This window comes from Leucobacter chromiireducens (assembly GCF_051993095.1).
Classification (GTDB): domain Bacteria; phylum Actinomycetota; class Actinomycetes; order Actinomycetales; family Microbacteriaceae; genus Leucobacter; species Leucobacter chromiireducens.
Map to the genome: position 1 here is coordinate 1,635,235 of NZ_CP197024.1, position 22,856 is coordinate 1,658,090.

The following is a 22,856-nucleotide window of genomic DNA, read 5'->3' on the forward strand; positions in this document are numbered from 1 at the left end:
GGTTCGGCGCAGTCGCGCGCCTGAACCTCACAGAACCCGGAGAACCTGCATGGCAACCTCGAACGACATCAAGAACGGCACCGTTATCAAGGAGAACGGTCAGCTCTGGAGCGTGGTCGAGTTCCAGCACGTCAAGCCGGGCAAGGGTGGCGCGTTCGTTCGCACGAAGCAGAAGAACGTAGTGTCGGGCAAGATCATCGACAAGACGTACAACGCCGGCGCGAAGATCGAGACCGCGAACGTGGACCGCCGCGACTTCCAGTACCTCTACCAGGATGGCGCTGACTTCGTGTTCATGGACCAGTCTGACTACGACCAGTTGACTGTGTCCGCCGTTGTCGTGGGCGACGCCGCGAAGTACATGCTGGAGAGCCAGCAGGTGCAGATCGGCCTCCACGAGGGCGAGCCCCTCTACCTTGAGATGCCCGCCTCCGTGGTGCTCGAGGTCACGTACACCGAGCCCGGTCTGCAGGGTGATCGCTCCACCGGCGGCACGAAGCCCGCAACCGTCGAGACGGGCGCTGAGATCCAGGTGCCGCTCTTCCTCGAGGCAGGCACCAAGATCAAGGTGGACACCCGCACGGGTGACTACCTCGGCCGCGTGAACGACTAACGTTGTCGGCTCGGACGAAGGCGCGCAAGCGCGCGCTTGACATGCTCTACCAGGCCGATGTGCGTGGAGAGTCGATCCTCACCATCGTCAACGCTGAGGCGAAGCGTGCTGCGGGGGAGCCCGACCGGGCAGCCTCCTGGCTGTACGCGCGTGAAATCGTCGATGGGGTCACCGACCACCGCGACGAGATCGACGAGCTCATCATGAGCTACGCCCAGGGATGGACGCTCGATCGGATGCCCAACGTGGACCGCGCGCTTCTGCGCCTTGCCGCGTGGGAGATCCTCTTCAACGCTGAAGTTCCCACGCCCGTCGCGATCGACGAGGCCGTGGAGCTCGCAAAGGAATACTCGACGGATGACTCCGGTCGTTTCGTCAACGGCGTGCTGGGTCGTATCGCGGACCACGCGCACGACTAACGCCGGTGCGGGCGCGCCCCTGTGCGCGCCCGCACACCGCAGCGGTTCTGATCCGCTATGATGGTTCTCATCAGCTTTTCTTTAACTGCCGTCCTGTGAGGCGGAGAAGGGGGGCTCGAATATGGGTACGCGTGTTGTGCTGGAAAGCGCAGAAATCTCGCGGGCGCTGACTCGAATCTCGCACGAAATTATCGAGGCGAACAAGGGCGTTGCTGGCCTTGTTCTCGTGGGCATCCCCACGCGTGGCACGTTTCTCGCCGCGCGGATTGCCGACACGATCTCCCGCATTGAGGGCGAGCGCGTTCCCGTTGCAAGCCTCGATGTCACGATGTACCGTGACGATCTTGCGCAGAATCCGACCCGGACGCCGCACCCGACGGACATGCCCGTGAGCGGCATCGACGGCAGCACGGTCGTGCTGGTCGATGATGTGTTGTACTCCGGGCGCACCGTCCGCGCGGCACTCGATGCGCTGGGCGATCATGGTCGGCCGAAGGCGGTTCGCCTTGCCGCGCTGATCGATCGCGGGCACCGCGAGCTGCCCATTCGCGCGGACTACATCGGGAAGAACCTCCCGAGCGCGAAGCATGAGCGCATCTCCGTGCGTCTCGCCGAGCACGACGGGGTCGACGAGGTGACGATCTCCTCCGATGACACGGGCGAGGGTACGCACCAGGCCGAGGAGGCTCGCGCGTGAGGCACCTGCTCGACACGAAGACACTCACCCGCGATGAGGCGATTCTTATCCTCGACACCGCGGAGGACATGGCCGCGACGCAGCAGCGCGAGGTCAAGAAGCTACCGACCCTGCGCGGAAAGACTGTCGTGAACCTCTTCTTCGAGGATTCGACACGCACGCGCATCTCGTTCGAGGCCGCCGCAAAGCGCCTCTCCGCAGATGTGATCAACTTCAGCGCGAAGGGTTCCTCGGTGTCGAAGGGCGAATCGCTAAAGGACACCGCTCAGACCCTGCAGGCGATCGGCGCGGACGGCGTCGTGATCCGGCACCCCGCATCCGGCGCCCCTGCGCGACTCGCCTCGAGCGGCTGGATCGACGCTGGCGTGCTGAACGCCGGTGATGGGACGCACGAGCACCCGACGCAGGCCCTCCTTGACGCGTTTACCATGCGACGGAGGCTCTTTGGCGAGGCAAGCCGTGGTCGCGATCTTGACGGCGTCTCCGTGGTCATTGTGGGCGACATTGCGCACTCTCGCGTGGCCCGCTCGAACCTGTGGCTCCTGAATGTGCTCGGCGCACGCGTCAGCTTTGTCGCCCCGGAGACGCTCCTGCCCTACGGCACGCGCGAGTGGCCCGTGACGATCCATCACTCCCTCGACACTGCGCTGCGCGTAGAGCGCCCCGACGTCGTCATGCTGCTGCGCATCCAGACGGAGCGCATGCACGCCGCGTTCTTCCCGAACGAGCGAGAGTACGCCCGCAACTGGGGCCTCGACGACGCCCGGTTGGCCGCCCTCACCGAGCGGGCGATTGTGATGCACCCGGGACCCATGAATCGGGGGCTCGAGATTTCCTCGCGCGCTGCCGACTCGCCGCGTTCCACGGTGCTTGAGCAGGTCGCGAACGGCGTGTCCGTGCGAATGGCTGCCCTGTATCTGCTGCTCTCCGGCGAGCGCGGCGCCCAAGCAACACCTGAACGAATCACCCCCCGTGGAGGAGAGACCGAATGACCACGAATCCCGGAATCCTGATCCGCGGGGCGCGCCTCGCTGCGACGCTCACCGAGCGCGGCAGCGACACACTCGCCGCGGAGCCGGTGGACCTGCGCATCGCCGATGGGCGCATCGTGGAGCGTGGCACGGGCCTCGAAGCACGCGCGGACGAGCGCGTCATTGACGCTGCCGGACTCATCGCACTGACTGGACTTGTCGACCTGCACACGCACCTGCGCGAGCCAGGTTTTGAGCAGTCGGAGACGGTGCTCACCGGCACTCGCGCGGCGGCCGCTGGCGGCTTCACGAGTGTCTTCGCAATGGCAAACACGCTCCCCGTGCAGGACACGGCGGGTGTGGTGGAGCAGGTGCAGGCCCTCGGCGATGCTGGTGGCTACGCAACGGTGCGCCCGATTGGCGCGGTAACCGAGGATCTCGCTGGCGAGAAGCTCAGCGAGATCGGCGCGATGGCGCAGTCCCGCGCCCAGGTGCGCGTCTTTTCCGACGATGGCAAGTGCGTGCATGACCCGCTGCTCATGCGTCGGGCGCTCGAGTACGTGAAGACGTTCGGCGGTGTCATCGCGCAGCACGCACAGGATCCCCGGCTCACTGAAGGCGCGCAGATGAACGAGGGCACTCTCTCGAGCGAGCTCGGGCTGAAGGGCTGGCCCGCGGTTGCCGAGGAATCGATCATCGCTCGCGATGTGTTGCTCGCCGAACACACGGGCTCGCGACTGCACATCTGCCACCTCTCGACGGCCGGCTCGGTTGAGGTGGTGCGCTGGGCGAAGGCCCGGGGCGTGCAGGTGACCGCTGAGGTAACACCACACCACCTCATCCTGACCGAAGAGCTCGTTCGCAGCTACGATGCGCGCTACAAGGTCAACCCTCCGCTGCGCCGCGAGGAGGACGTGCAGGCCTTGCGCCGCGCGGTCGCCGAGGGCGTCATTGACATCATCGCCACCGACCATGCTCCGCACCCGATCGAGGCGAAGGAGTGCGAGTGGGACGCCGCCGCGTTTGGCATGGTCGGCCTGGAGTCGGCGCTCCCGATTGCGCTCCTCACGCTCATCGCCGAGGGACACATCAGCTGGGCCGAGCTTGAGCAGCTGCTGTCGCAGCGCCCCGCACAGATCGGCGGGCTCAGCGACCACCCGAGCGTGCTCGACGCCGGCCAGGTGGCCGACCTCGTGCTCGTGGACCCTGCGGGGAGCAGCACATTCGACCTCGCTCGCCTGCAGGGCCTCAGCGAGAACTCGCCGTACCTTGGTATGGAGCTGCCCGGCCGCATCGTGCACACCGTGCGCCGGGGCTACCTCACGGTGGCTGACGGCGAGCTGATTGACGCGGCGCAGGTCGCAGCAGCCGCTCACACTGCCGGCGCAGTTCAGGGAGGTGTGCGATGAGCCGCACCACATTCATCATCCTCATGTCGTCGATCGCGGTACTCGCGTTCGCCGGAATGTGGATCGCGTGGCGCGGGCGGACTCGCCGCGATGCGGCAATCGCGAGCGCGACGCCGCAGCCCGAGCTCACCGGCGCACCGCTTGCGCACTTCCCGCGTGCGAGCTACGTCTCCACCACGCCTGCCGGAGCCCCGCTCGAGCGTGTAGCCATTCCCGGGCTGCGCTACAAGGGGTACGCAGAGGTCACGGTGCACGGTGACGGCGTGACCATTGCCGTGACCGGCGAGGCACCCGTGACGATCCCCGCATCGCAGATCATTGGCTCCGGCGCCGCCGGCGGCCGAATCGGGAAGGCCGTCGAGCCCGGCGGTCTCTCGCTCCTGCGCTGGGCACTTCCCGCTCCGGGAAGTGACGCGCGCGAACTTGAGTCGAGTTTCCGACTCGCAGACCCCGCGGAACAGGCTCGCTTCGCCGAAGCCGTCGCCGCAGTCAGCCAGCACAGAACCTCGGGTTCCGCGGCCGGCACACAGACCAACACCACTCACCCCACGATCCAGGAGGAAGCGTGACCACGAACACGACCGAAGTAACGGCGCCGCCAGCCGCCGTAGTGCCGAACGGCGCTGCGGTGCTCGTTCTCGAGGACGGCACCCGATACACCGGCCGCGCGTATGGCGCAACGGGTCGCACCCTGGGCGAGATCGTCTTCTCTACCGGCATGACCGGGTACCAGGAGACCCTGACTGACCCGTCCTACGCAGGACAGATCGTGCTCATGACCGCGCCGCACATCGGAAACACCGGCTCGAACGACGACGACATGGAGTCGCGCAAGATCTGGGTCTCCGGCTTCATCGTGCGCGATCCCGCACGCCGCGTCTCGAACTTCCGTGCCGAGCGCTCGCTCGATGAGGATCTCGCGAATGATGGCGTCGTCGGCATTTCAGGCATCGACACCCGTGCGGTCACGCGCCGCATCCGCTCCGCTGGTGCGATGCGCGCCGGAGTCTTCTCCGGCGCCGAGCTTGATCTCTCCGACGAGGCGCAGCTCGAGCTCGTGCGCGAGCAGGCTGGTATGGCAGGCAAGAACCTCTCGCAGGAGGTCACGACGCCCGAGCGCTACGACGTCCCCGCAGCAGAGGGCGTTGCACGAGTTGGCTCGATCGCGGTCCTCGACCTGGGCATCAAGCGCGCCACCGTGCGTTACCTGTCTGAGCACGGCTTCGACGTGATCGTGCTCCCCGCGGGCACGACACTCGAGGAGATCCGCGCGCTCGCTCCCGACGCGCTCTTCTACTCGAACGGCCCCGGCGACCCCTCGGCAAGCACGGCGCAGGTGGAACTCCTCGAGCAGCTGCTGCGCGACGGCATCCCGTACTTCGGCATCTGCTTCGGCAACCAGCTGCTCGGCCGCGCGCTCGGCTTCGACACCTACAAGCTGCCCTTCGGTCACCGCGGAATCAACCAGCCGGTGCTCGACAAGCGCACGGGTCGCGTTGAAATCACCGCGCAGAACCACGGCTTCGCTGTCGACGCCCCGCTCGAGGGCGAGACTGAGTCGCCCGCCGGCTTCGGCCGCGTGCAGGTCAGCCACGTGAGCCTCAACGATCAGGTCGTTGAGGGTCTCGAGTGCCTCGATATCCCCGCGTTCTCCGTGCAGTACCACCCTGAGGCGGCCGCTGGCCCGCACGACGCCTTCTACCTCTTCGACCGCTTCCGCGCTCTGGTCCAAGACCGCGCCGCAGCCGCCGACACGACCACCCAGGGAGCCTAAGAGCCATGCCCAAGCGTTCAGACATTAATTCCGTTCTCGTCATCGGTTCCGGCCCGATCGTCATCGGCCAGGCCTGCGAGTTCGATTACTCCGGTACTCAGGCCTGCCGTGTGCTGCGGGAGGAGGGCGTGCGCGTCATCCTCGTGAACTCGAACCCCGCGACGATCATGACCGACCCCGACTTCGCCGACGCGACCTACGTCGAGCCGATCACCGCCGCGGTCATCGAGACGATCATTCAGAAGGAGAAGCCCGACGCGATCCTGCCCACCCTGGGTGGCCAGACAGCGCTCAACGCGGCCATGGAGCTGCACGAGCAGGGCATCCTCGAGAAGTACAACGTCGAGCTGATCGGCGCGAAGGTCGACGCCATCCAGAAGGGTGAGGATCGCCAGCTGTTCAAGGACATCGCCATCGCCGCTGGTGCGGGCGTCGCGAAGTCCTACGTGGCACACACCCTCGAGGAGGCGAAGGAGTACGCCCTGGACCTCGGGTACCCGCTCGTCGTGCGTCCGTCCTTCACCATGGGTGGTCTCGGTTCGGGCTTCGCCTACACCGAGGAAGAGCTCGTACGCATCGTCACCGACGGCCTGCACTACAGCCCGACGACGGAGGTGCTCCTCGAGGAGTCGATCCTCGGTTGGAAGGAGTATGAGCTTGAGCTCATGCGCGACACCAAGGACAACGCGGTTGTCGTGTGCTCCATCGAAAACGTCGACGCCGTGGGCGTGCACACGGGCGACTCGATCACCGTTGCCCCGGCGCTGACGCTCACCGACCGTGAGTTCCAGAACCTTCGCGACATCTCGATCGACATCATTCGTCGCGTCGGCGTGGACACGGGCGGCTGCAACATTCAGTTCGCAATCGATCCGGTTGATGGTCGTGTGGTGGTCATCGAGATGAACCCGCGCGTCTCGCGTTCCTCCGCGCTCGCTTCGAAGGCGACGGGCTTCCCGATTGCCAAGATCGCCGCGAAGCTTGCGATCGGCTACACGCTCGACGAGATCCCGAACGACATCACGCAGAAGACCCCGGCCTCCTTCGAGCCCGCGATCGACTACATCGTTGTGAAGACTCCGCGCTTCGCGTTCGAGAAGTTCCCCGCCGCCGACGACACGCTCACCACGACCATGAAGTCGGTCGGCGAGGCGATGGCGATCGGCCGGAACTTCACGACCGCCCTGCAGAAGTCGCTGCGTTCACTCGAGAAGCGCGGCACCTCGTTCCACTGGGACGCGATCGACTCGGCGACTGCTGCGGACCGCGTCGCAACGCTGCTTGAGACGATCAAGCGTCCCACCGACGGCCGCATCGTTGACGTGCAGCAGGCGCTTCGCCTCGGCGCGACGATCGAGCAGGTCTTTGAGTCGACCGCGATCGACCCCTGGTTCCTCGACCAGATCGTGCTGATCAACGAGGTCGCAGAGCTCGTCAAGGCGGCTCCGCAGCTCACCCTTGATGTGCTGCGCGAGGCAAAGGACCACGGCTTCTCTGATGCCCAGATCGCTGCGATTCGCGGCATCTCGGAGTCCGAGGTGCGCGGCCTCCGTCACGGCCTCGGCCTGCGCCCGGTCTTCAAGACGGTGGATACCTGCGCCGGCGAGTTCCCTGCGCTGACCCCGTACCACTACTCGTCGTACGACCTGGAGACCGAGGTCACGCCGTCCGACCGCAAGAAGGTCGTCATCCTCGGTTCGGGCCCCAACCGCATTGGCCAGGGCGTCGAGTTCGACTACTCCTGCGTGCACGCCTCGTTCGCACTCTCGGACGCGGGCTACGAGACCATCATGATCAACTGCAACCCCGAGACCGTGTCGACCGACTACGACACCTCGGATCGCCTTTACTTCGAGCCCCTCACGCTCGAGGACGTGCTTGAAGTGATTCACGCCGAGCAGGCATCGGGCGAGCTTTTGGGCGTCGTCGTCCAGCTGGGCGGCCAGACCGCACTGGGCCTCGCGCAGCCGCTGAAGGATGCCGGGATCCCGATCCTCGGTACCACCCCCGAGGCGATCGATCTCGCGGAGGAGCGAGGTGCGTTCGCGGGAATCCTTGAGCGGGCCGGCCTTGTGGCACCGCGCAACGGCACCGCGATCGACGAGGAGGGTGCCGTGCGCATCGCCGAGGAGATCGGGTACCCCGTACTCGTTCGCCCGTCGTTCGTGCTCGGCGGCCGTGGCATGGAGATCGTGTACGACACCGAGTCGCTGCGTGGCTACTTTGGCCGTATTGAGGGCCACGCCCTCGTGGGCCCTGGCCACCCGCTGCTCGTCGACCGTTTCCTGGACGACGCGATCGAGATTGACGTTGACGCCCTCTACGACGGCGAGCAGCTCTACGTCGGCGGAGTCATGGAGCACATCGAGGAAGCGGGTGTGCACTCGGGCGACTCGAGCTGCACGCTGCCGCCCGTAACGCTCGGCCACGACCAGATCGCACAGGTACGCGAGGCCACGCTCGGCATCGCTGCGGGCCTGGGCGTGCGCGGCCTGCTCAATGTGCAGTTCGCCATTGGGCAGGGCGTGCTCTACGTCCTCGAGGCGAACCCCCGCGCGAGCCGCACGGTGCCCTTCGTTTCGAAGGCGCTCGGTATTCCTCTCGCAAAGGCCGCGTCGCGCGTGATGGCGGGCGAGTCGATCGCTCAGCTCATCGAGGCGGGTCTCCTGCCCGAGCGCGATGGTTCGCGCGCTCCAATCGATTCGCCGATCGCTGTGAAGGAGGCGGTGCTGCCGTTCAAGCGCTTCCGCACGCACGAGGGTCTCGTTGTCGACTCGCTGCTCGGCCCCGAGATGCGCTCGACCGGTGAGGTCATGGGCATGGACCGCGACTTCCCGACCGCGTTTGCGAAGAGCCAGTCTGCCGCGGGCAGCGAGCTGCCGGTCTCGGGCACGGTCTTTCTCTCGGTCGCCGATCGCGACAAGCGCTCGGTCGTGCTCCCCGCACTCCGCATGCAGGAACTCGGCTACCGCATTCTCGCAACCCCCGGCACGCAGGTCGTGCTTGCCCGCAACGGCATCGAGTCCGAGGTGGTCCGGAAGCACCACGCGCAGGCGGAGGGTGACACGATCGTTGATCTCATCAACCGCGGCGAGGTCGACATGATCGTCAACACCCCCTCGGGCAGCTCCGCGCGCGCTGACGGCTACGAGATTCGGGCGGCTGCCGTTGCTGCCGACAAGCCGATCTTCACGACCGTCTCCGAGCTGTCAGCTGCGGTGGGTGCTGTGTCTGCCCAGAAGCTCGGCTTCGACGTCAAGTCGTTGCAGGAGTATGAAGCGGATCGCGTGGCCGCACGCGCTGAGGAGGCCGCTGCACGATGAGCACCCCGACGTTCGGTACCCGGCTCGCGTCAGAGCTCGCTGCGAAGCGACACCTGTGCGTGGGGATCGATCCCCACGCACCGCTGCTCGCCGATTGGGGGCTCGCCGATGATGCGGCTGGGGCCGAGCGGATGGGTCGCGATGTGGTCGCGGCCGCGGCCGGCGTTGCCGCCTGCGTGAAGCCGCAGATCGCTTTCTTCGAGCGCTTCGGTTCTGCAGGCTTTATCGCGCTCGAGCGCGTTCTCGCAGATGCCCGCGCTGCTGGGGTGCTCGTCATCGCGGACGTGAAGCGTGGCGACATTGGATCAAGCTTCGCCGCATACGCGGACGCCTGGCTCCAGCCAGGCTCGCCGCTCGAGGCCGACGCGATGACCGTCGCCGCATACCAGGGGTTCGGGAGCCTGGACGGCGCCCTCCCGCACGTTCGCGAGCATGGCAAGGGCTTGTTCGTGCTCGCGGCGACTTCCAATCCGGAGGCGCGCGAGGTACAGCTCGCGAAGCGCGCCGATGGCCGATCGGTGGCACGCGCGATGCTTGACGACGCGCTCGCGATCGAGGGCGTCGCAGACGACCACGTGAACTCGGTGGGGGTTGTGCTCGGCGCAACACTCGACCTTGCCGAGTTCGGCATCGACCCGGCCGCGCCTCCCGCGCGGCCCGCACTTCCCGTCTTGGCGCCCGGTTTCGGGTTCCAGGGCGCCCGCGTCGAGGACGCGGGAAAGATCTTCGGTGGCCTGGGCTGGGCGCTGCTCGCGAGCGAGTCTCGCAGCGTGCTCGCCGGGGGCGCCGAGGGGCTCGCAGCGCGCGTTCGCGCTCGGGCCGACGCCGTCGCGACCGCGCTGACGGTGTAGCTGGCTGGGGGAACGAAGATGAGTGGAGAGAAGATGAGCAACTCAACCGATCCCACCGCACGCTCCATGCCTGCGGTTGATCGCGTCGCGGCGAATCGCGCCGCGATCGCGGCGCGACAGGCGCGCGCCGAATTGAAGCGTCGCTTGCGAAACGGGGAGCTGTCGCCGCTCCGCGTGCTTGAACAGTCGCGTGTTCCGGGAAGCCCCGCAGCGACGCTGCGTATCACCGACTTCCTCCTGTCCTTCCCCGCGATTGGCGTGGTGAAGGCGGAACGCGTGCGTGAACAGCTCGACATCTCCGAACGGAAACGTCTCGGCGGTCTCGGTGCGCTCCAGCGCGAGCGACTTGAGCGTTTTGTGCGTGAACGCACGGGTGCAGAGACGGCCACGGGGCGCCCGCCGCTCACGGTGCTCGCCGGTCCCACCGCGGTGGGCAAGGGCACAGTCGCCGCGTACATTCGCGAGCACTACCCCGAGGTGCGGCACTCAGTCTCCGCGACGACGCGGGATCCGCGGCCCGGCGAGGTCGATGGTTCGCACTACATCTTCGTTGATGACGAGGGCTTTGACCGGATGCTCGCGTCCGATGAACTCCTCGAGTGGGCGACCGTGCACAACAAGCACCGCTACGGCACCCCGCGCGGTCCGGTCGACGAGGCCGCCGCTCGCGGTGAGCTCATGCTGCTGGAGATCGACCTCCAGGGCGCGCGTCAGGTACGCGCGAGCATGCCGGAGGCACGCCTGGTGTTCCTCGCCCCGCCGAGCTGGGACGAGCTTGTGCACCGACTCGTGGGCCGCGGCACCGAGGACGAGGAGGAACGCACGCGTCGCCTCGAGACCGCAAAGATTGAGCTTGCGGCCGCCGACGAGTTCGATGAGATCATCGTGAACGACGAGGTTCCCCGGGCTGCGGCCCGGCTCCTCGATGTGATGCGTGGCGGCGAACGCGACCTCGAGCTGAACGGGGCGTGATGATGCAGGTTGCGGATCTCGACCCCACCCAGTTTCTCGGGATCCCACTCGCGCTAGTGGGAGCTGCGCTCCTCGCCTTCGGCGCGCAATATCAGTCGCGCGGCCTGAACAAGGTCGAGCGCATTGTGGGGGAGAGCGCCGGTTCTGGGCTCTCCTGGGGTCATATCCGCAACCTGCTCCGCCGCCCGTCGTGGGTGGTCGGCACGGTGCTGCTCGGCCTGGCGGTCGCCTTTCAGATCGGCTCGCTATCCCTCTCACCGCTGATCATCGTGCAGCCGATCGGCGTGGTCGGGCTCATCATCACGTCGATTCTCAACTCCCGCGTGAGCGGAGTCCATCTCGGCAAGCGCGTCCGTGCCTCCCTCGCCCTCGCGGTACTGGGAATCGTCGCGTTCGTCACAATCGCTGCGTTCACGGCACGGGATCGCCCGGTCACCGACACGAAGCTCATCGTGATTTTGCTCACGTTCGCTGCGGTGCTCGCGCTTTCCCTTGTCCTGTTTGTCGCTTTCCGGCACCGCGGCATTGCGCTCCTCTACATCGTAGGAGCCGGGATTCTCTATGGCTTCGTGGCGACCTTTGCGAAGGCCGTGATCGGCCGGCTGCAGCAGGGCGAGTTCGAGTGGCTCACCTGGGCCTGCGTGGCCGCCCTGGTGGTCGGCGCGCTCCTCGGTATGGTGTTCGTACAGAACGCCTACTCCTCGGGGCCGCCGGACCTCGTCGTCGCCGGCCTCACCGTGATCGATCCGATCGTCGCAGTACTCATCGGCATTGTCGTGCTGCAGGAAGCAGCGGGAGCGCCGGGCTGGGCGATCCTGGTCTACATTGCCTCCGGTCTGGTCGCGATCGCCGGGGTGCTTGGACTCGCGCGGTTCCACCCCCAGGCCGGGGGAGAGGAATCCGCGCAACAGGGTGCACCTGAACACACGGCGTGAGATACTGACGACGGGGGCGGTGGCGAGCCCTAACCCCGCAGCCCGAACAAGGAGCGAACATGAGTGAGCAGCCGATCCGGATCATCACGACGGAGTCTCGCCGCGCACCCTGGTGGGTGCTGCTCATCGTCGGCATCTTCGTCGCGCTCGCGGGCATTGGTCTGCTCGTGTGGCCGTTCGTCGCGGCGAGCGGAATGCTCGCGGTGATCTTCGGCGCCGCACTGATTGCGAACGGGCTCGCGATGCTTGTCCGCGGAAGCGCGAGCGTGGGTACGCGGGTGGTCGGCTCAGTTTTCATTCTCGCCGGGATCCTCGCGATGGTGTTCTCAGCACTCACTGGAAAAGCGCTCGTGATTCTTGTGGGCGCCGCATTGATCGTCGTGGGCGTCTCCTGGCTCATCCTGTCGCTCCGCATGGCTCGAGGCGGCTCCGGCTTCCTTCTCGTCCCGGGGATCCTCGCGATCCTGGGCGGCGTCTTCGCCCTGATCTGGCCTGCGACGGCGCTTGGCATCGTGGCCTTCTGCGCGGGCATCGCGATGCTGCTCTTTGGTATCTCGCTGTGCTGGGGTGCGGTGCGCCTGCGCGGAACCCGCGTGGAGCAGACCACCATCATCGTCGAGTGACTCGGGGCCCTGAAAGCGCTGATGGCGCGCGGCCGAAGGTGTGCGTGAACGCTGCGGAGAAGCTCGCCGGGCTCGAATAGCCCAGCTGCATGGCCACCTCGGTGACCGTGTGCTGCTGTAGCAGCGGGAGCGCCGCGAGCAAGCGCGCTCGCATGCGCCAGGCCGCGGGGCTCTCGCCGACGTCGGCTCGAAAAGCTCGTGTGAAGCTCCGTTCGCTCATCGCGAGCGTCCGCGCCCACTCAGCGTTCGAGACTCCTGCATCAGGCTCCCTGAGGTATGCGCGGCAGAGGCGTACGAACTCTGGCGTGCGAGGGAGGCTGATGTGGAAGGGGAGCGGTGCGAGCTCGTGCAGCTCGTGCAGGAGGAGCGCCGCGAGCGCGCCATCCCTGCCTGCGAGATCGTACTCGGCAGGCATACGCACGGCTGCCGCGAGGAGCTCTCGCAGCAGCGCGGAGACCTCGACGACCGTGCACTCCTGCGGCCACCAGGGAACGGCGCTCGGCTCGAGGTACAGACTGTTCGTCACCACGTCGAGCATGCGCACGCGGTGCGGAGTTTCGGGCGGGATCGCGACCGCGCGCTCCGGCGGCACTGTCCACGCGCCGTCAGCTGTTTCGACAAGCATCGTGCCCGTCGCGCCGTACAGGAGCTGCGCACGGCGGTGCTCGTGCCAGTCGAGCAGGTGGCCGGGCGGGTAGTCGGTCGCAATCGCGACGATCGCTCGCGGCAGTGGATCGAGGTCGGAGAGGAGCGCCTCGTGTGCGGTCGGCATGGTCTTCATCGTACGCGGGTTTGGCTGACAATCTCTGAAACTCTGCCGCACTTCGAATGTCAGCCGCCACTCATGCTGCTGAACTGAATGCATGGACTTTGCGACGCTTGCCGTTCTCTGTGGGATCGGTCTCCTTTCTGGCCTCACCACCGTGCTGTTCGGGTTCGGCGGCGGCTTTGTCGCGGTCCCCGTGATCGCGTGGGCGGACGCCAGCCTCGGTGCGGGAGCACTTACTGTGGCCGTCGCCACGTCCTCCGCTGTGATGCTCGTGGGCGCCGGAGTCGCAACCGCCGCGACCCCACGCCGCACGCTCGTGCAACTGCGCGGCGCCCGCGCGCTCCTCCCGTTGCTCGCGCTGGGCGGCGCACTCGGGGCGGTCGCGGGGCTCGGCGCCTCGCCGTGGCTCGTGCGCTGGGGATTTGTCGCGTACCTATGCGTGACGATTGCCGACCTGCTGCTGCGTCCCGGATTCTTTCGTCCGGTTGCGGCACCGGGCCAGACCGCACCACGGTTCGGCGTGCCGAGCTGGCTCGGCCTGCCGATTGGAGCGCTCGCCGCGTTCCTCGGCGTCGGGGGAAGCGTGATGACCGTCCCGCTGCTTCGTCGCGCTGGCGCCCCCATGTCGGACGCCACGGCGCTCGCCAATCCCCTCACACTCGCGCTCAGCGCGCCCGCGCTTGCGGTGTTCCTCACGCTTGGTGGTGGCGTGTCCATGCAGAACGCCCATGTCGGGCTGTTCGGCGCAGTCGATCTCGCCGCCGCTGCCGCCTTGCTCACAGGGTCCATTCCCGTGATCGTGTGGCTGCGCAGGCGGCCGCTGCGACTTCCTGACCGGGCGCACGCGTGGTCGTACCTCGGCCTCCTGTGTGCGGCCACGCTCGCCATGGCGTGCGCACCCGCGTAATGCAGCGGGGGCGCGGAGTGCATCTGCACTCCGCGCCCCCGTGCCGCGGTGGGCCTCCCGCTACGAGCTCTTCAGCTGCGCGGCATCGCCGGGCAACTGGCCCGCGAAGAGGCCACGCCGGCCCAGAATGAAGGCGATCGTGGCGCCCATGAGTGTGAGCGCCGCGATGAGCAACAGGCCCCAGACCGCAGAACCGGTGGTCTGGCTGACCCAGCCGATCGCGTACGGACCGGCGAAGCCTGCGAGGTTGCCGACCGAGTTGATGAAGGCGAGGCCAGCTGCTGCCGCCGTGCCGGTGAGCAGCAGCGGCGGCAGGCTCCAGAAGAGCGGCGTGGACGAGAAGAGCGCGGACATGCCCACGCACAGCGCGCCGAGCGCCAAGACGGGGGTTCCCTGTGCGGCGACCGCTGCGATGAGCGCAAGCGCGGTGATGGTGAGCGCGATACCGACCTGCCGTGGAATGTTGCCCTGCCGACGTGCTGCACGCTCCCATGGGATCATCACGAGCGCAGCGCACAGGTTCGGGATCGCAACCAGTAGGCCGGTGGTGCCGTTGTCGAAATCTCCCATGCTCTTCACGATGGTGGGCAGCCACAATCCAAGCCCGTACGCGCCGAACACGATGCCAAAGAAGAGGAAGATCAGCGCCCAGAGCTTGCCGTTGCTGAACACCTCACGCAGGCGAATCTTGCCGTGGCGCGACTCGGTGTCCGCCGCCTCGCGAGCGAGTGAATCCGCGATCCAGTCGCGCTCGGCGGCGGTAAGCCACTTGGCATCCTTCGGGCTATCCGGCAGCCACTTCAACACAGCGAACGCGAGCAGCACCGCGGGAATGCCCTCGAGGATGAAGACGAGCTGCCAGCCCTCGAGTCCCCACATGCCGTGAAGATTCATGATCCACCCCGAGATGGGGGCAGCGATCGCGTTTGCGAGTGGGTTCGAGAGGCTGAAGATCACGAGGACCTGCGTGCGGTACTCGCGAGGGAACCAGAGCGTGAGGTAGAGCAGCACCCCGGGGAAGAAGCCGGCTTCCGCGACACCCAGAATGAAGCGAATGACACCGAATTGCACTGCGTCCTGCACGAACGCGGTGATGACGGCGACAATGCCCCAGCTCGCCATGATTCGGGCAATCCACTTCCGCGCACCGAAGCGCTCAAGGAGCAGGTTGCTGGGCACCTCGAAGAGGAGATACCCGATGAAGAAGATACCGGCGGCGAGCCCAAACGCGGCCTCGGTCATGCCGAGCGAAGCGGTCATCTCAAGTTTTGCGAAACCGGCATTGTTTCGGTCAATGTACGCAACCAGGTAGAGCACGCCCAAGAATGGGGCGAGGCGCCAGATTGCCTTTTTCATCGCGCTGCGGCCAATCGCCGCCTGTTCCTCCGCGTGCGCGGCCTGCGCTCCGGTGGTGGTCGTCATCTCGTCTCCTTCGGTCCGATGTGCCACATCCCTATATGCTATAGCAAATTAGGCGGCGAGGGAGCGCGGAGTCCCGGGCATGTATCGCCGAGTCTCGATCCGGAAAGAGCGCACCCGCGAGAATCGATACTCCCGCGGCGCACGCCTCGCACCACAGCGGAGCCGGTCATGCATGGTAGGGCGGACGGGGCTTGAACCCGTGACCGGCGGATTATGAGTCCGATGCTCTAACCAACTGAGCTACCGCCCCGAAACAACCCCTCTATCCTATGGGGTCGTGGCGCTCAGGCCGTGCCCCCGCAGAGTGGGTAGGCTGAGATCACTTGCTCGGCACCCGCAAAGGAGCTCCCATGCACACGCTTGACCGCCACATCCCGCTCGGCACTGTTGCGAACCTCCGGGACTTCGGGGGCATCTCGACTCCGACAGGCACGATCGCGCCCGGGCGCGTCCTGCGTTCAGCAAGTCTTGCGAAGCTCGATGCGACAGACGGGGCGGCCCTCGTATCGCGCGGCGTCACCGCGGTGGTGGACTTTCGTACGGCGGGGGAGATCTCCGCAGCGCCAGATCAGTTGCCGCCCGACATCACCAGCTCCGCGCTCGATGTGCTGGCGGATAGCGCGCACGCCGCGGCTGCCGCGAATCTTGCGGAGCTCATGGCGGATCCCAGTCAGTTTCTGACGCTCCTCCAGGGAGGCGACGCGGCCGAGCTCCTCCGCGACTCCTATCGAGACATTGTGGCGCTCCCGTCGGCGCTCGAGGCCTACCGCGAGTTTTTCCGGGGTCTTGCTCACGGCGCTCACGACGAAACGGTGCTCTTTCACTGCACCACGGGGAAGGATCGCACGGGCTGGGCCGCGGTCACGCTTCTCACGATTGCCGGCGCGTCGGAAGCGGACATTCTCGCCGACTACCTCCAAACAAACCGCGACCTTCTGCCCACGTTCTCCCCGCTCTTCGCGCGGGTTGCTGCGGCTGGGGTCGATCCCGATCTGCTCATCCCGTTGCTGGGTGTGGACGAGAGCTACCTCGCGGCCGCTCGCACCGAGGTGCGCACCAGGTTCGGGAATATGTCGAGCTACATCAGCGAGGGGCTCGGGCTCGGCGAGCCGGATCTTGCTGCGATTCGTGATCGCCTCACGAGGGACTAGGGGCGAGCCGGCTCCTGGCCACCCATCCGCAGCGTGAGTTCGACCGGCGCGGACTCATCGCTATCCGGGTGAGCCCCCGGGTCAAAACCCGCGCCAATCAATGACGCTGCGCGCTCAGTCTGTGCGGAGAAGTCAAGCATGTCCGTGCGAAGGCCCAGATCGCGGTCCACATGCAGAGCCATCGAGTGGGCGGCGCTGCGCACGTCGCGCTCGGCGATCGCGTCCAGAACCGCGCCATGATCGAGGTGCATAGTGTCGAGGGTCGTGCCGAGAATAACGCGGCCCTCCGCAGCGGCGCGCTGCAGGAGAGACATCACGCCGAGGTAGAGATCAAGCAGCAGCTTGCTTCCGCTCGCTTCGACCACAAGGAGGTGGAAGGACCCGGGGTTGGTGCTGTGGTCGCACGAGTCGACCGCGCTGCCCGGTGCTGCCTCCTGCGCCCGGCGCACCGCTTCACGCAGGCCCGCGAGCTGCTCCTCCGTGCGGTGCACTGCAGCGTGCTGGGCTGCTTCGATTTCGAGCGAGCGTCGGTAGACGAGCACCTCTTCGAGGTCGTGGTCAGCGAGAAACTCGGTGAGCAGGGTGCTCACCGGCGTCCGTGCGCGCACGAACGTGCCGACGCCCGGCACTGTCTCGAGCATGCCAAACGCTGCGAGGGAGCGCACCGCCTCGCGCACGGTCGATTTCCCGACCCCGATGAGCTCCATGAGCTCGGGCTCCTTGGGAATGAGGGTGCCGACGTCCCACTCGCTGCTCGAAATTTTTTCGCGCAGAAACTCGAGCGTGTCGCGCGCTTTCTGCGATCCGCGTGTTGTGGTAGCCATCGAAGCAACTCCTGTGGAGAAACTGAATACGTGGCTCAACTATAGCGAGCGCGTGCTCGGCGCGGCTGGGCACGCGCCGCCAGCTGCCCGCACTTTTCCCCGGAGAAATCCAAAATCTCGGTGGACTCTCGGGGAATAGCACCGAGATCGAAGATTTCTCCGCGGAGTGGGACGCGGGCAGGCGGCACCCGCGCGTAGCGCTACGGCGCGTCGAGCGTGGCCACCCACTGCGTCAGCGTGGCCAAGCCGTCGACGGTAGAACTCAGGCCGAGGGCCTGCACTTCGCGACCGGTAACGAGCAGCGTGCGCTCGGCGCCGGTGAGCGCGGCGACCGCGGGGTTCTTCAGCAGCTCGCTGAAGAGTCGCTCGCCGCTGCCGTTCATATCGACGAGCAGGATGCCGTCGGGATTTGCCTCGATGATTTGTTCGGCACTGATGGGGCCCGTCGCAGTGATCCCGAGCTCCGCGCTCACATCCTGTGCGCCGGTAAGTTCGAGTAGCCGCAGCGGGAAGGCGTTCCCCGCGGTGACAAACGGGCGCCCAGCCTGGTTGCTGAGCACCAGCACTCGCGCGTTGCTCGGAGTCGCGCTCGACGCCAGCCCAGTCTCCAGCTGCTTCGCGAGCGCGTTCGCTGTGTCATCGGCACCCGTCGCCTCTCCGATCAACTCGATGTTTGCGGTCAGCTCAGGGATGCCGGTCCACGAATCGGGAAGCTGCAATGTCGGCACGCCCGCTTGCGCAAACACCCCACCCATCCGCGATTCGGCGCCGTGCCGGGGACTCATGACCACGAGATCGGGATCGAGGGCGATCACCGTTTCCGGGTCGAGCTCCATTGCCACCGGAATCGTCTCTGGAACTGCGCTCAGCTCATCAATGTGACCGCCAAGGGCCGGGTTCAACACCGCTTCGGGCACCAACACGAGATGTTCGGCAAGCCCGAGCTCGGCGAGCACCTCAGCGCTCTCGTAGTCGAGGGCGGCGATCGTCTCGGGTGCCGCCTCGAGCGTGAGGCTTGTTGCCTTGGTGCCGTGCGCACCAGGGATCTCGATGGTGCGCGGGAAGCCCGCAGTGTCGTCTGTTGTGGTGTGGTCACTCGCCACAGGTGCTGCTGAACTCGGTGCGCAGCCGCTCAGCAGCAGGGTCAGCGCTGCGGCGGATGCGAGCAGAGCGGAGGAGGTACGTCGACGGGCAAGCACGGCGATCCTTTCGAAAGGTACGGATTCAAGAGTTCAGGGCTTCGGGAATTCAGAGCACGAATGGGGGATGGGATTCGTTCGCGTCACTCACGGGGCACGATCACGCGTCGGCCGCCGGGCGTGGTGTGCACCTCGGTCGGGACGCCATATGCCGCATGCACGCGCTCGGCGGTGAGCACTTGCTCAGGTGGGCCCGCCACAGTTGTGCCATCCCCGTTGAGCAGGAGCACCGCGGTACTCACGTGGAGCGCGAAGCCGAGGTCGTGCAGCGCGGCGACCACAATTCGACCGCTCGCGGCGAGGGCAGTGATCGTCTGCTCGACCGACCGCTGGTGCGCAAGGTCAAGCGCCGAGGTGGGTTCGTCGAGGAGCACCACCGGCGTGCCCTGAGCAAGCACTCGTGCCAGGTGCGCGAGCTGACGCTGGCCCCCGGAAAGGCTCCCGAAGCGTCGCGCGTGGAGCTCTGGGATTCCGCTGCGCTGCAGCGCGGATCCAACGGTCTCTGCGACGTTCGTTGCTCCGCCGGCACGCGCGCCCACGCCGACGAGCTCCCCGACGGTGAGCTCGGCGGGCGCTGCCAGATCCTGGGGGAGAAGCGCGAGGGCCTCCGCTCGGGCGCGGGGGCGCATCCGGTCAAGCGGCACACCGTTGATGTCGAAGCTCCCCACGTGCTCGACCCCGGTATGCGCAAGCGCCGCGAGGAGAGAAGACTTCCCCGCGCCGTTCGGACCGACCAGGCCGAGAACGCTGCCGGGACGAAGTTCGAGGGAGATGGGATCGCTGAGCGTCAGGCCCCCACGAATAGCGGCAAAGCGAGCGAGGCGTGCGCCGCCGAATGCCGTGCCTTCACGGCCGTGACGCATGCGATTCACGAGCGCGCTCCTCTCCGGAGCAGGAGGGCGAGGAAGACGGGGGCCCCAATCAGCGCCGCCACCACGCCCGTCTGTACCACCACCGCTCCGAACGCCGTGCGTGCAATCGTGTCCGCCACCACCATGAATAGCGCGCCGCCGAGCGCCGAAAGCGGCAGCAGCCGCGCGTGCGATGCGCCGATGAGCAATCGCATCGCGTGCGGCACGACCAGGCCCACAAAGCTGATCACGCCGCTCACCGCGACGGCTGCGCCGGTCACGAGCGAAGCGACGAGTAGCAGGGTGAAACGCTCCCGGTGGACGTGCACCCCGGAAGTTGCGGCGATCTGATCGCCGAGAGCGAGGGCGTCAAGCTGACGATGGCGGCCGAGGATCCAGGCTCCGCCAAGCACGATCGGTGCGACGGCGAGCGCCGCGTGCTGCCAGGTGCGCAGCTCAAGATCGCCGGCGAGCCAGAACATTGCGCTCCGCACGACCGCATCGTCGCTCGCGTTTGCGACGAGGATGTTGATGAGCGCCCCGGCGAGTGCGCTGAGGGAGACGCCGATGAGGATCACGGTGGCAGAGCCGAGGTCACGTCGGGTGTGGAGCACGAACTGCAGCACGAGGGTCACCGCCGCAGCGCCAATGAAGGCGGCGATGGGTATTCCCCACTGGGCCGAGCCGGTGAAACCCAGCGTCATGCTCGCGACCGCACCGACGGCGGCACCGGCAGACACACCCGTAATGCCCGGCTCTGCGAGGGGGTTCCGGAGGATTGCCTGCATCACCACACCGGAGATTGCGAGCGCGGCGCCAACGAGCATGGCCACCACAACGCGGGGCAGGCGTATCGTCCAAAGCACCGCCGAGGTGCGGTGCGGCACATCGTTCGGGGAGAAGAGCCCCGCGAGTGTCTCGCCAACGGGGATCCGCACGATCCCGAGCGCCAGCGAAGCGAGCGAGACGCCCAGCAGCAGGGTCACGGAAAGCCCGGCTGCGAGCCAGATGCGGGAGCGGGGCACGGGGGTCCTGTCGATGAGTGCGTGGCGTGGCCGCGCTTGTGGCGGGCCGAAAACTCGTGCGAATCACGGAATTCCAGATCAGATCTTACACATCCGATGTTATACATCAGATCTACAGGAAACCTGGTGGTACGGTGCAAAGCATGACGGAAAACGCCCTGCCTTACGACGCCCTCCTCGTGTGTTCTTTCGGCGGTCCGAACGAGACCGACGATGTCATTCCCTTCCTCCGCAACGTCACCCGCGGAAAGGGAATTCCCGAGGCTCGCCTCGCCGAGGTGGGCGAGCATTACCACCACTTCGGCGGGCGGAGCCCCATCAACGAGCAGAATCTTGAGCTCGTCGCCGCGCTGCAGGCGGAACTTGCACGCCGCGAGATCACCCTCCCGGTCGTGTGGGGAAACCGGAACTGGCACCCCTACACGGTTGATACGCTGCGCGACGCCCACGCCTTTGGTGTGAAACGGGTCATCACGCTGGTCACGAGTGCCTACGCATCGTATTCAGGGAGCCGCCAGTATCGTGAGCACCTCGCGGCGGCAACGACCGAGCTGGGCGCCGCTGCACCGGAGATCGACATCCTGCGTCCGTTCTTCAACGACCCGGGCTTCGTGCAGGCAAACCTCGACGCGATCCGTGAGGCGGGCGCCTCCCTCGAGGGCGGCATCGCTGGCGCTCACATCGTCTATGTGACGCACTCGATTCCCAACACCATGCAGGAAGCTTCGGCGGTCACCGGGCCGGGGTATCGCGAGCAGCACGAGGACGTTCGCGCGGTGATCGATGCGGCGCTGGCACAGGAGACCGGGGCCCCGCTGCCCTCGTCGCTCGCATACTGCTCACGCTCTGGCGACCCCCGCACTCCCTGGCTCGAGCCGGACGTGAACGACCACATTGCCGAGCTTGCGCAGGCCGGCGTGACCAAGATTGTCATCGCGCCGATCGGGTTCATCTCGGACCACATGGAGGTCGCATTCGATCTCGACGTCGAGGCGCTGGAAACGGCTGCCGAGCACGGCATCGCCGCGGCACGGGCCGGCACGGTGAGTGTGCGTGAGCCGTTCATTCGTGGGCTCGTGGACATGATCCTTGAGCGTGCGGCCCGCGAGCGCGGAACCGAGGTTCCCGTGGACACCGCCGGTTCGCTCGGGGCCTTCCCTGATGTTGCCCCGCCCGGCAGCTGCCGCATGCGCCACGACGAGGTCACCGGGATTCCCGTCATCGCCGGCGCCGACGACTAGCCGTTCACCACAGCCGAATCTGCCAAGGAGAATCATGACTACGACTACCCCTGTCGTTGACCACAGCGCGCACGCGGAGCGGATCAACGCCGAAACCAACTACACGATGTACGCGGTCTTCCGGGAGACTCGTGCCCAGAGCGGGGTAGGAGTCACCCCCGCATGGCGCGGGATTGCATCCGGGCTGGTCGCCGAGCTCGAGGCGATCCCTGGCCTTTCGACGCGTGGCTGGTACGACGTCGCAGGGTTCCGCGCCGACTCCGATCTGATGATCTGGTGGCACGCGCCCACGACCGGCGCGCTGCAGCAGGCGTACCGCACCGTACTTGAGTGGACCGCCGGCCGACTCGAGCCGGTCTGGTCGAACATCGGCGTCCACCGCGCAGCCGAGTTTAACCGCGGCCACGTGCCCGCCTTCCTCGCGGGAGACGCCCCCGGTGACTTCGTGTGCGTGTACCCGTTCGTGCGCAGCAACGACTGGTACCTCCTGCCGGATGCGGAGCGCCGGGAGATGCTGCGCGAGCACGGTGCTGCCGCCCGCGACTACGGCGACGTGCTTGCCAACACGGTCGCATCGTTCGCACTCGGGGACTATGAGTGGCTGCTGGCGTTTGAGTCCGGTGACCTCCTCCGCATCGTCGACCTGATGCGCGAGCTGCGTGCCACCGACGCGCGTCGGCACGTGAAGGAAGAGGTCCCGTTCTTTACCGGACCTCGTGTCGAGCCGCTCGATTTCCTCGCACAGGTGCTCGCGTAGCGGCGCGCAGATGGGGCGGAAATCTTCGCCCCATCTGGCAGTTTTGCGCCGGTTAGCCGAGCCTTTCCTTGCTTGCGCTCCGAAATAATCGGCGTAGCGTAGGTGTTGTTGGTTGATAGGAGC

The 22,856-nt window shown here is 66.7% G+C and carries 22 protein-coding genes and 1 tRNA gene; 16 read left to right on the plus strand and 7 right to left on the minus strand.

The window, feature by feature from the left end; genetic code table 11:
• Positions 1-49 precede the first annotated feature (49 nt).
• From efp to ACR81A_RS07360, 12 genes are all read left to right on the plus strand, one after another.
• The gene (gene efp / locus ACR81A_RS07305; protein ID WP_202383155.1) at positions 50-613 is read left to right on the plus strand and encodes an elongation factor P; all 564 of its coding nucleotides are present in this window, start codon (positions 50-52) and stop codon (positions 611-613) included.
• Between the two features lie 2 nt (positions 614-615).
• Complete coding sequence (gene nusB / locus ACR81A_RS07310; protein WP_202383156.1) at positions 616-1,032, plus strand: transcription antitermination factor NusB; 417 nt, start codon at positions 616-618, stop codon at positions 1,030-1,032.
• Between the two features lie 121 nt (positions 1,033-1,153).
• Positions 1,154-1,729, plus strand: coding sequence for a bifunctional pyr operon transcriptional regulator/uracil phosphoribosyltransferase PyrR (gene pyrR, locus ACR81A_RS07315; RefSeq protein WP_202383157.1), 576 nt, complete (start codon positions 1,154-1,156; stop codon positions 1,727-1,729).
• Positions 1,726-2,721, plus strand: a complete 996-nt coding sequence (locus tag ACR81A_RS07320; RefSeq protein WP_202383158.1) for an aspartate carbamoyltransferase catalytic subunit — start codon at positions 1,726-1,728, stop codon at positions 2,719-2,721. Before pyrR ends, ACR81A_RS07320 begins: the two co-directional genes overlap by 4 nt.
• Positions 2,718-4,109 (plus strand): dihydroorotase, encoded by a 1,392-nt coding sequence (locus ACR81A_RS07325; RefSeq protein ID WP_440311493.1) that lies wholly within the window; start codon positions 2,718-2,720, stop codon positions 4,107-4,109. Before ACR81A_RS07320 ends, ACR81A_RS07325 begins: the two co-directional genes overlap by 4 nt.
• Entirely contained in the window at positions 4,106-4,678 is a 573-nt protein-coding gene (locus ACR81A_RS07330; RefSeq protein ID WP_440311494.1) for a PH-like domain-containing protein, read from the plus strand. The genes ACR81A_RS07325 and ACR81A_RS07330 overlap by 4 nt, the downstream gene beginning before the upstream one ends.
• The gene (carA, locus tag ACR81A_RS07335; protein ID WP_440311495.1) at positions 4,675-5,883 is read left to right on the plus strand and encodes a glutamine-hydrolyzing carbamoyl-phosphate synthase small subunit; all 1,209 of its coding nucleotides are present in this window, start codon (positions 4,675-4,677) and stop codon (positions 5,881-5,883) included. Before ACR81A_RS07330 ends, carA begins: the two co-directional genes overlap by 4 nt.
• Positions 5,884-5,888: 5 nt before the next feature.
• Positions 5,889-9,206 carry a carbamoyl-phosphate synthase large subunit gene (gene carB / locus ACR81A_RS07340; RefSeq protein WP_440311496.1) on the plus strand — a complete coding sequence of 1,106 codons (3,318 nt, stop codon included), beginning with the start codon at positions 5,889-5,891 and terminating at the stop codon, positions 9,204-9,206.
• Positions 9,203-10,057 (plus strand): orotidine-5'-phosphate decarboxylase, encoded by an 855-nt coding sequence (gene pyrF, locus ACR81A_RS07345; RefSeq protein ID WP_202383163.1) that lies wholly within the window; start codon positions 9,203-9,205, stop codon positions 10,055-10,057. Before carB ends, pyrF begins: the two co-directional genes overlap by 4 nt.
• A gap of 33 nt (positions 10,058-10,090) precedes the next feature.
• Entirely contained in the window at positions 10,091-11,029 is a 939-nt protein-coding gene (gene gmk, locus ACR81A_RS07350) for a guanylate kinase (protein WP_202383164.1), read from the plus strand.
• Entirely contained in the window at positions 11,029-11,964 is a 936-nt protein-coding gene (locus ACR81A_RS07355) for a DMT family transporter (protein ID WP_440311497.1), read from the plus strand. The genes gmk and ACR81A_RS07355 overlap by 1 nt, the downstream gene beginning before the upstream one ends.
• 59 nt (positions 11,965-12,023) lie before the next feature.
• Entirely contained in the window at positions 12,024-12,587 is a 564-nt protein-coding gene (locus ACR81A_RS07360; RefSeq protein WP_440311498.1) for an HdeD family acid-resistance protein, read from the plus strand.
• On the opposite strand, the gene ACR81A_RS07365 is transcribed toward ACR81A_RS07360, so the two are convergent.
• Positions 12,574-13,359: an AraC family transcriptional regulator gene (locus ACR81A_RS07365; protein ID WP_202383167.1), complete on the minus strand. Its 786-nt coding sequence runs from the start codon at positions 13,357-13,359 to the stop codon at positions 12,574-12,576. The two genes, ACR81A_RS07360 and ACR81A_RS07365, sit on opposite strands and share 14 nt — an antisense overlap.
• A 91-nt stretch (positions 13,360-13,450) precedes the next feature.
• Here ACR81A_RS07365 and ACR81A_RS07370 point away from each other — a divergent pair, with 91 nt between their 5' ends.
• A complete protein-coding gene (locus ACR81A_RS07370) occupies positions 13,451-14,263 on the plus strand; it encodes a sulfite exporter TauE/SafE family protein (protein WP_440311499.1) in 813 nt (270 codons plus the stop codon).
• Positions 14,264-14,323: 60 nt separating this feature from the next.
• Here ACR81A_RS07370 and ACR81A_RS07375 read toward each other — a convergent pair whose 3' ends face one another.
• Together ACR81A_RS07375 and ACR81A_RS07380 are read right to left on the minus strand one after the other, a co-directional pair.
• On the minus strand, positions 14,324-15,685 hold the full coding sequence (locus ACR81A_RS07375; RefSeq protein ID WP_440311500.1) for an MFS transporter: 1,362 nt from the start codon (positions 15,683-15,685) through the stop codon (positions 14,324-14,326).
• A gap of 173 nt (positions 15,686-15,858) precedes the next feature.
• A tRNA-Ile gene (locus ACR81A_RS07380) sits at positions 15,859-15,935 on the minus strand.
• Positions 15,936-16,035: 100 nt separating this feature from the next.
• Between ACR81A_RS07380 and ACR81A_RS07385 the strand changes: the two genes are divergently transcribed.
• Entirely contained in the window at positions 16,036-16,836 is an 801-nt protein-coding gene (locus ACR81A_RS07385; RefSeq protein ID WP_202383170.1) for a tyrosine-protein phosphatase, read from the plus strand.
• On the opposite strand, the gene ACR81A_RS07390 is transcribed toward ACR81A_RS07385, so the two are convergent.
• The 4 genes from ACR81A_RS07390 to ACR81A_RS07405 form a co-directional block, all read right to left on the minus strand.
• Complete coding sequence (locus ACR81A_RS07390; RefSeq protein WP_202383171.1) at positions 16,833-17,660, minus strand: FadR/GntR family transcriptional regulator; 828 nt, start codon at positions 17,658-17,660, stop codon at positions 16,833-16,835. The genes ACR81A_RS07385 and ACR81A_RS07390 overlap by 4 nt on opposite strands.
• 200 nt (positions 17,661-17,860) lie before the next feature.
• A complete protein-coding gene (locus ACR81A_RS07395) occupies positions 17,861-18,859 on the minus strand; it encodes an ABC transporter substrate-binding protein (protein WP_440311501.1) in 999 nt (332 codons plus the stop codon).
• Positions 18,860-18,942: 83 nt separating this feature from the next.
• Entirely contained in the window at positions 18,943-19,722 is a 780-nt protein-coding gene (locus ACR81A_RS07400) for an ABC transporter ATP-binding protein (protein ID WP_440313136.1), read from the minus strand.
• A gap of 5 nt (positions 19,723-19,727) precedes the next feature.
• Positions 19,728-20,735, minus strand: a complete 1,008-nt coding sequence (locus ACR81A_RS07405) for a FecCD family ABC transporter permease (RefSeq protein ID WP_440311502.1) — start codon at positions 20,733-20,735, stop codon at positions 19,728-19,730.
• Between the two features lie 143 nt (positions 20,736-20,878).
• Between ACR81A_RS07405 and ACR81A_RS07410 the strand changes: the two genes are divergently transcribed.
• Positions 20,879-21,976 (plus strand): ferrochelatase, encoded by a 1,098-nt coding sequence (locus tag ACR81A_RS07410; RefSeq protein ID WP_440311503.1) that lies wholly within the window; start codon positions 20,879-20,881, stop codon positions 21,974-21,976.
• A 34-nt stretch (positions 21,977-22,010) separates the two neighbouring features.
• Positions 22,011-22,733, plus strand: coding sequence for a hydrogen peroxide-dependent heme synthase (hemQ, locus tag ACR81A_RS07415; RefSeq protein WP_440311504.1), 723 nt, complete (start codon positions 22,011-22,013; stop codon positions 22,731-22,733).
• The last annotated feature ends 123 nt before the right edge of the window (positions 22,734-22,856 follow it).

Coding starts and splice junctions, on each gene's coding strand:
- hemQ (WP_440311504.1), top strand. CDS start 22,011: ATGACTACGACTACCCCTGTCGTTGACCACAGCGCGCACGCGGAGCGG.
- ACR81A_RS07390 (WP_202383171.1), bottom strand. CDS start 17,660: ATGGCTACCACAACACGCGGATCGCAGAAAGCGCGCGACACGCTCGAG.
- pyrF (WP_202383163.1), top strand. CDS start 9,203: ATGAGCACCCCGACGTTCGGTACCCGGCTCGCGTCAGAGCTCGCTGCG.
- pyrR (WP_202383157.1), top strand. CDS start 1,154: ATGGGTACGCGTGTTGTGCTGGAAAGCGCAGAAATCTCGCGGGCGCTG.
- gmk (WP_202383164.1), top strand. CDS start 10,091: ATGAGCAACTCAACCGATCCCACCGCACGCTCCATGCCTGCGGTTGAT.
- ACR81A_RS07410 (WP_440311503.1), top strand. CDS start 20,879: ATGACGGAAAACGCCCTGCCTTACGACGCCCTCCTCGTGTGTTCTTTC.
- carB (WP_440311496.1), top strand. CDS start 5,889: ATGCCCAAGCGTTCAGACATTAATTCCGTTCTCGTCATCGGTTCCGGC.
- ACR81A_RS07330 (WP_440311494.1), top strand. CDS start 4,106: ATGAGCCGCACCACATTCATCATCCTCATGTCGTCGATCGCGGTACTC.
- ACR81A_RS07360 (WP_440311498.1), top strand. CDS start 12,024: ATGAGTGAGCAGCCGATCCGGATCATCACGACGGAGTCTCGCCGCGCA.
- ACR81A_RS07370 (WP_440311499.1), top strand. CDS start 13,451: ATGGACTTTGCGACGCTTGCCGTTCTCTGTGGGATCGGTCTCCTTTCT.
- ACR81A_RS07365 (WP_202383167.1), bottom strand. CDS start 13,359: ATGCCGACCGCACACGAGGCGCTCCTCTCCGACCTCGATCCACTGCCG.
- ACR81A_RS07355 (WP_440311497.1), top strand. CDS start 11,029: ATGATGCAGGTTGCGGATCTCGACCCCACCCAGTTTCTCGGGATCCCA.
- ACR81A_RS07385 (WP_202383170.1), top strand. CDS start 16,036: ATGCACACGCTTGACCGCCACATCCCGCTCGGCACTGTTGCGAACCTC.
- ACR81A_RS07400 (WP_440313136.1), bottom strand. CDS start 19,722: ATGCGTCACGGCCGTGAAGGCACGGCATTCGGCGGCGCACGCCTCGCT.
- efp (WP_202383155.1), top strand. CDS start 50: ATGGCAACCTCGAACGACATCAAGAACGGCACCGTTATCAAGGAGAAC.
- ACR81A_RS07375 (WP_440311500.1), bottom strand. CDS start 15,685: ATGACGACCACCACCGGAGCGCAGGCCGCGCACGCGGAGGAACAGGCG.
- ACR81A_RS07325 (WP_440311493.1), top strand. CDS start 2,718: ATGACCACGAATCCCGGAATCCTGATCCGCGGGGCGCGCCTCGCTGCG.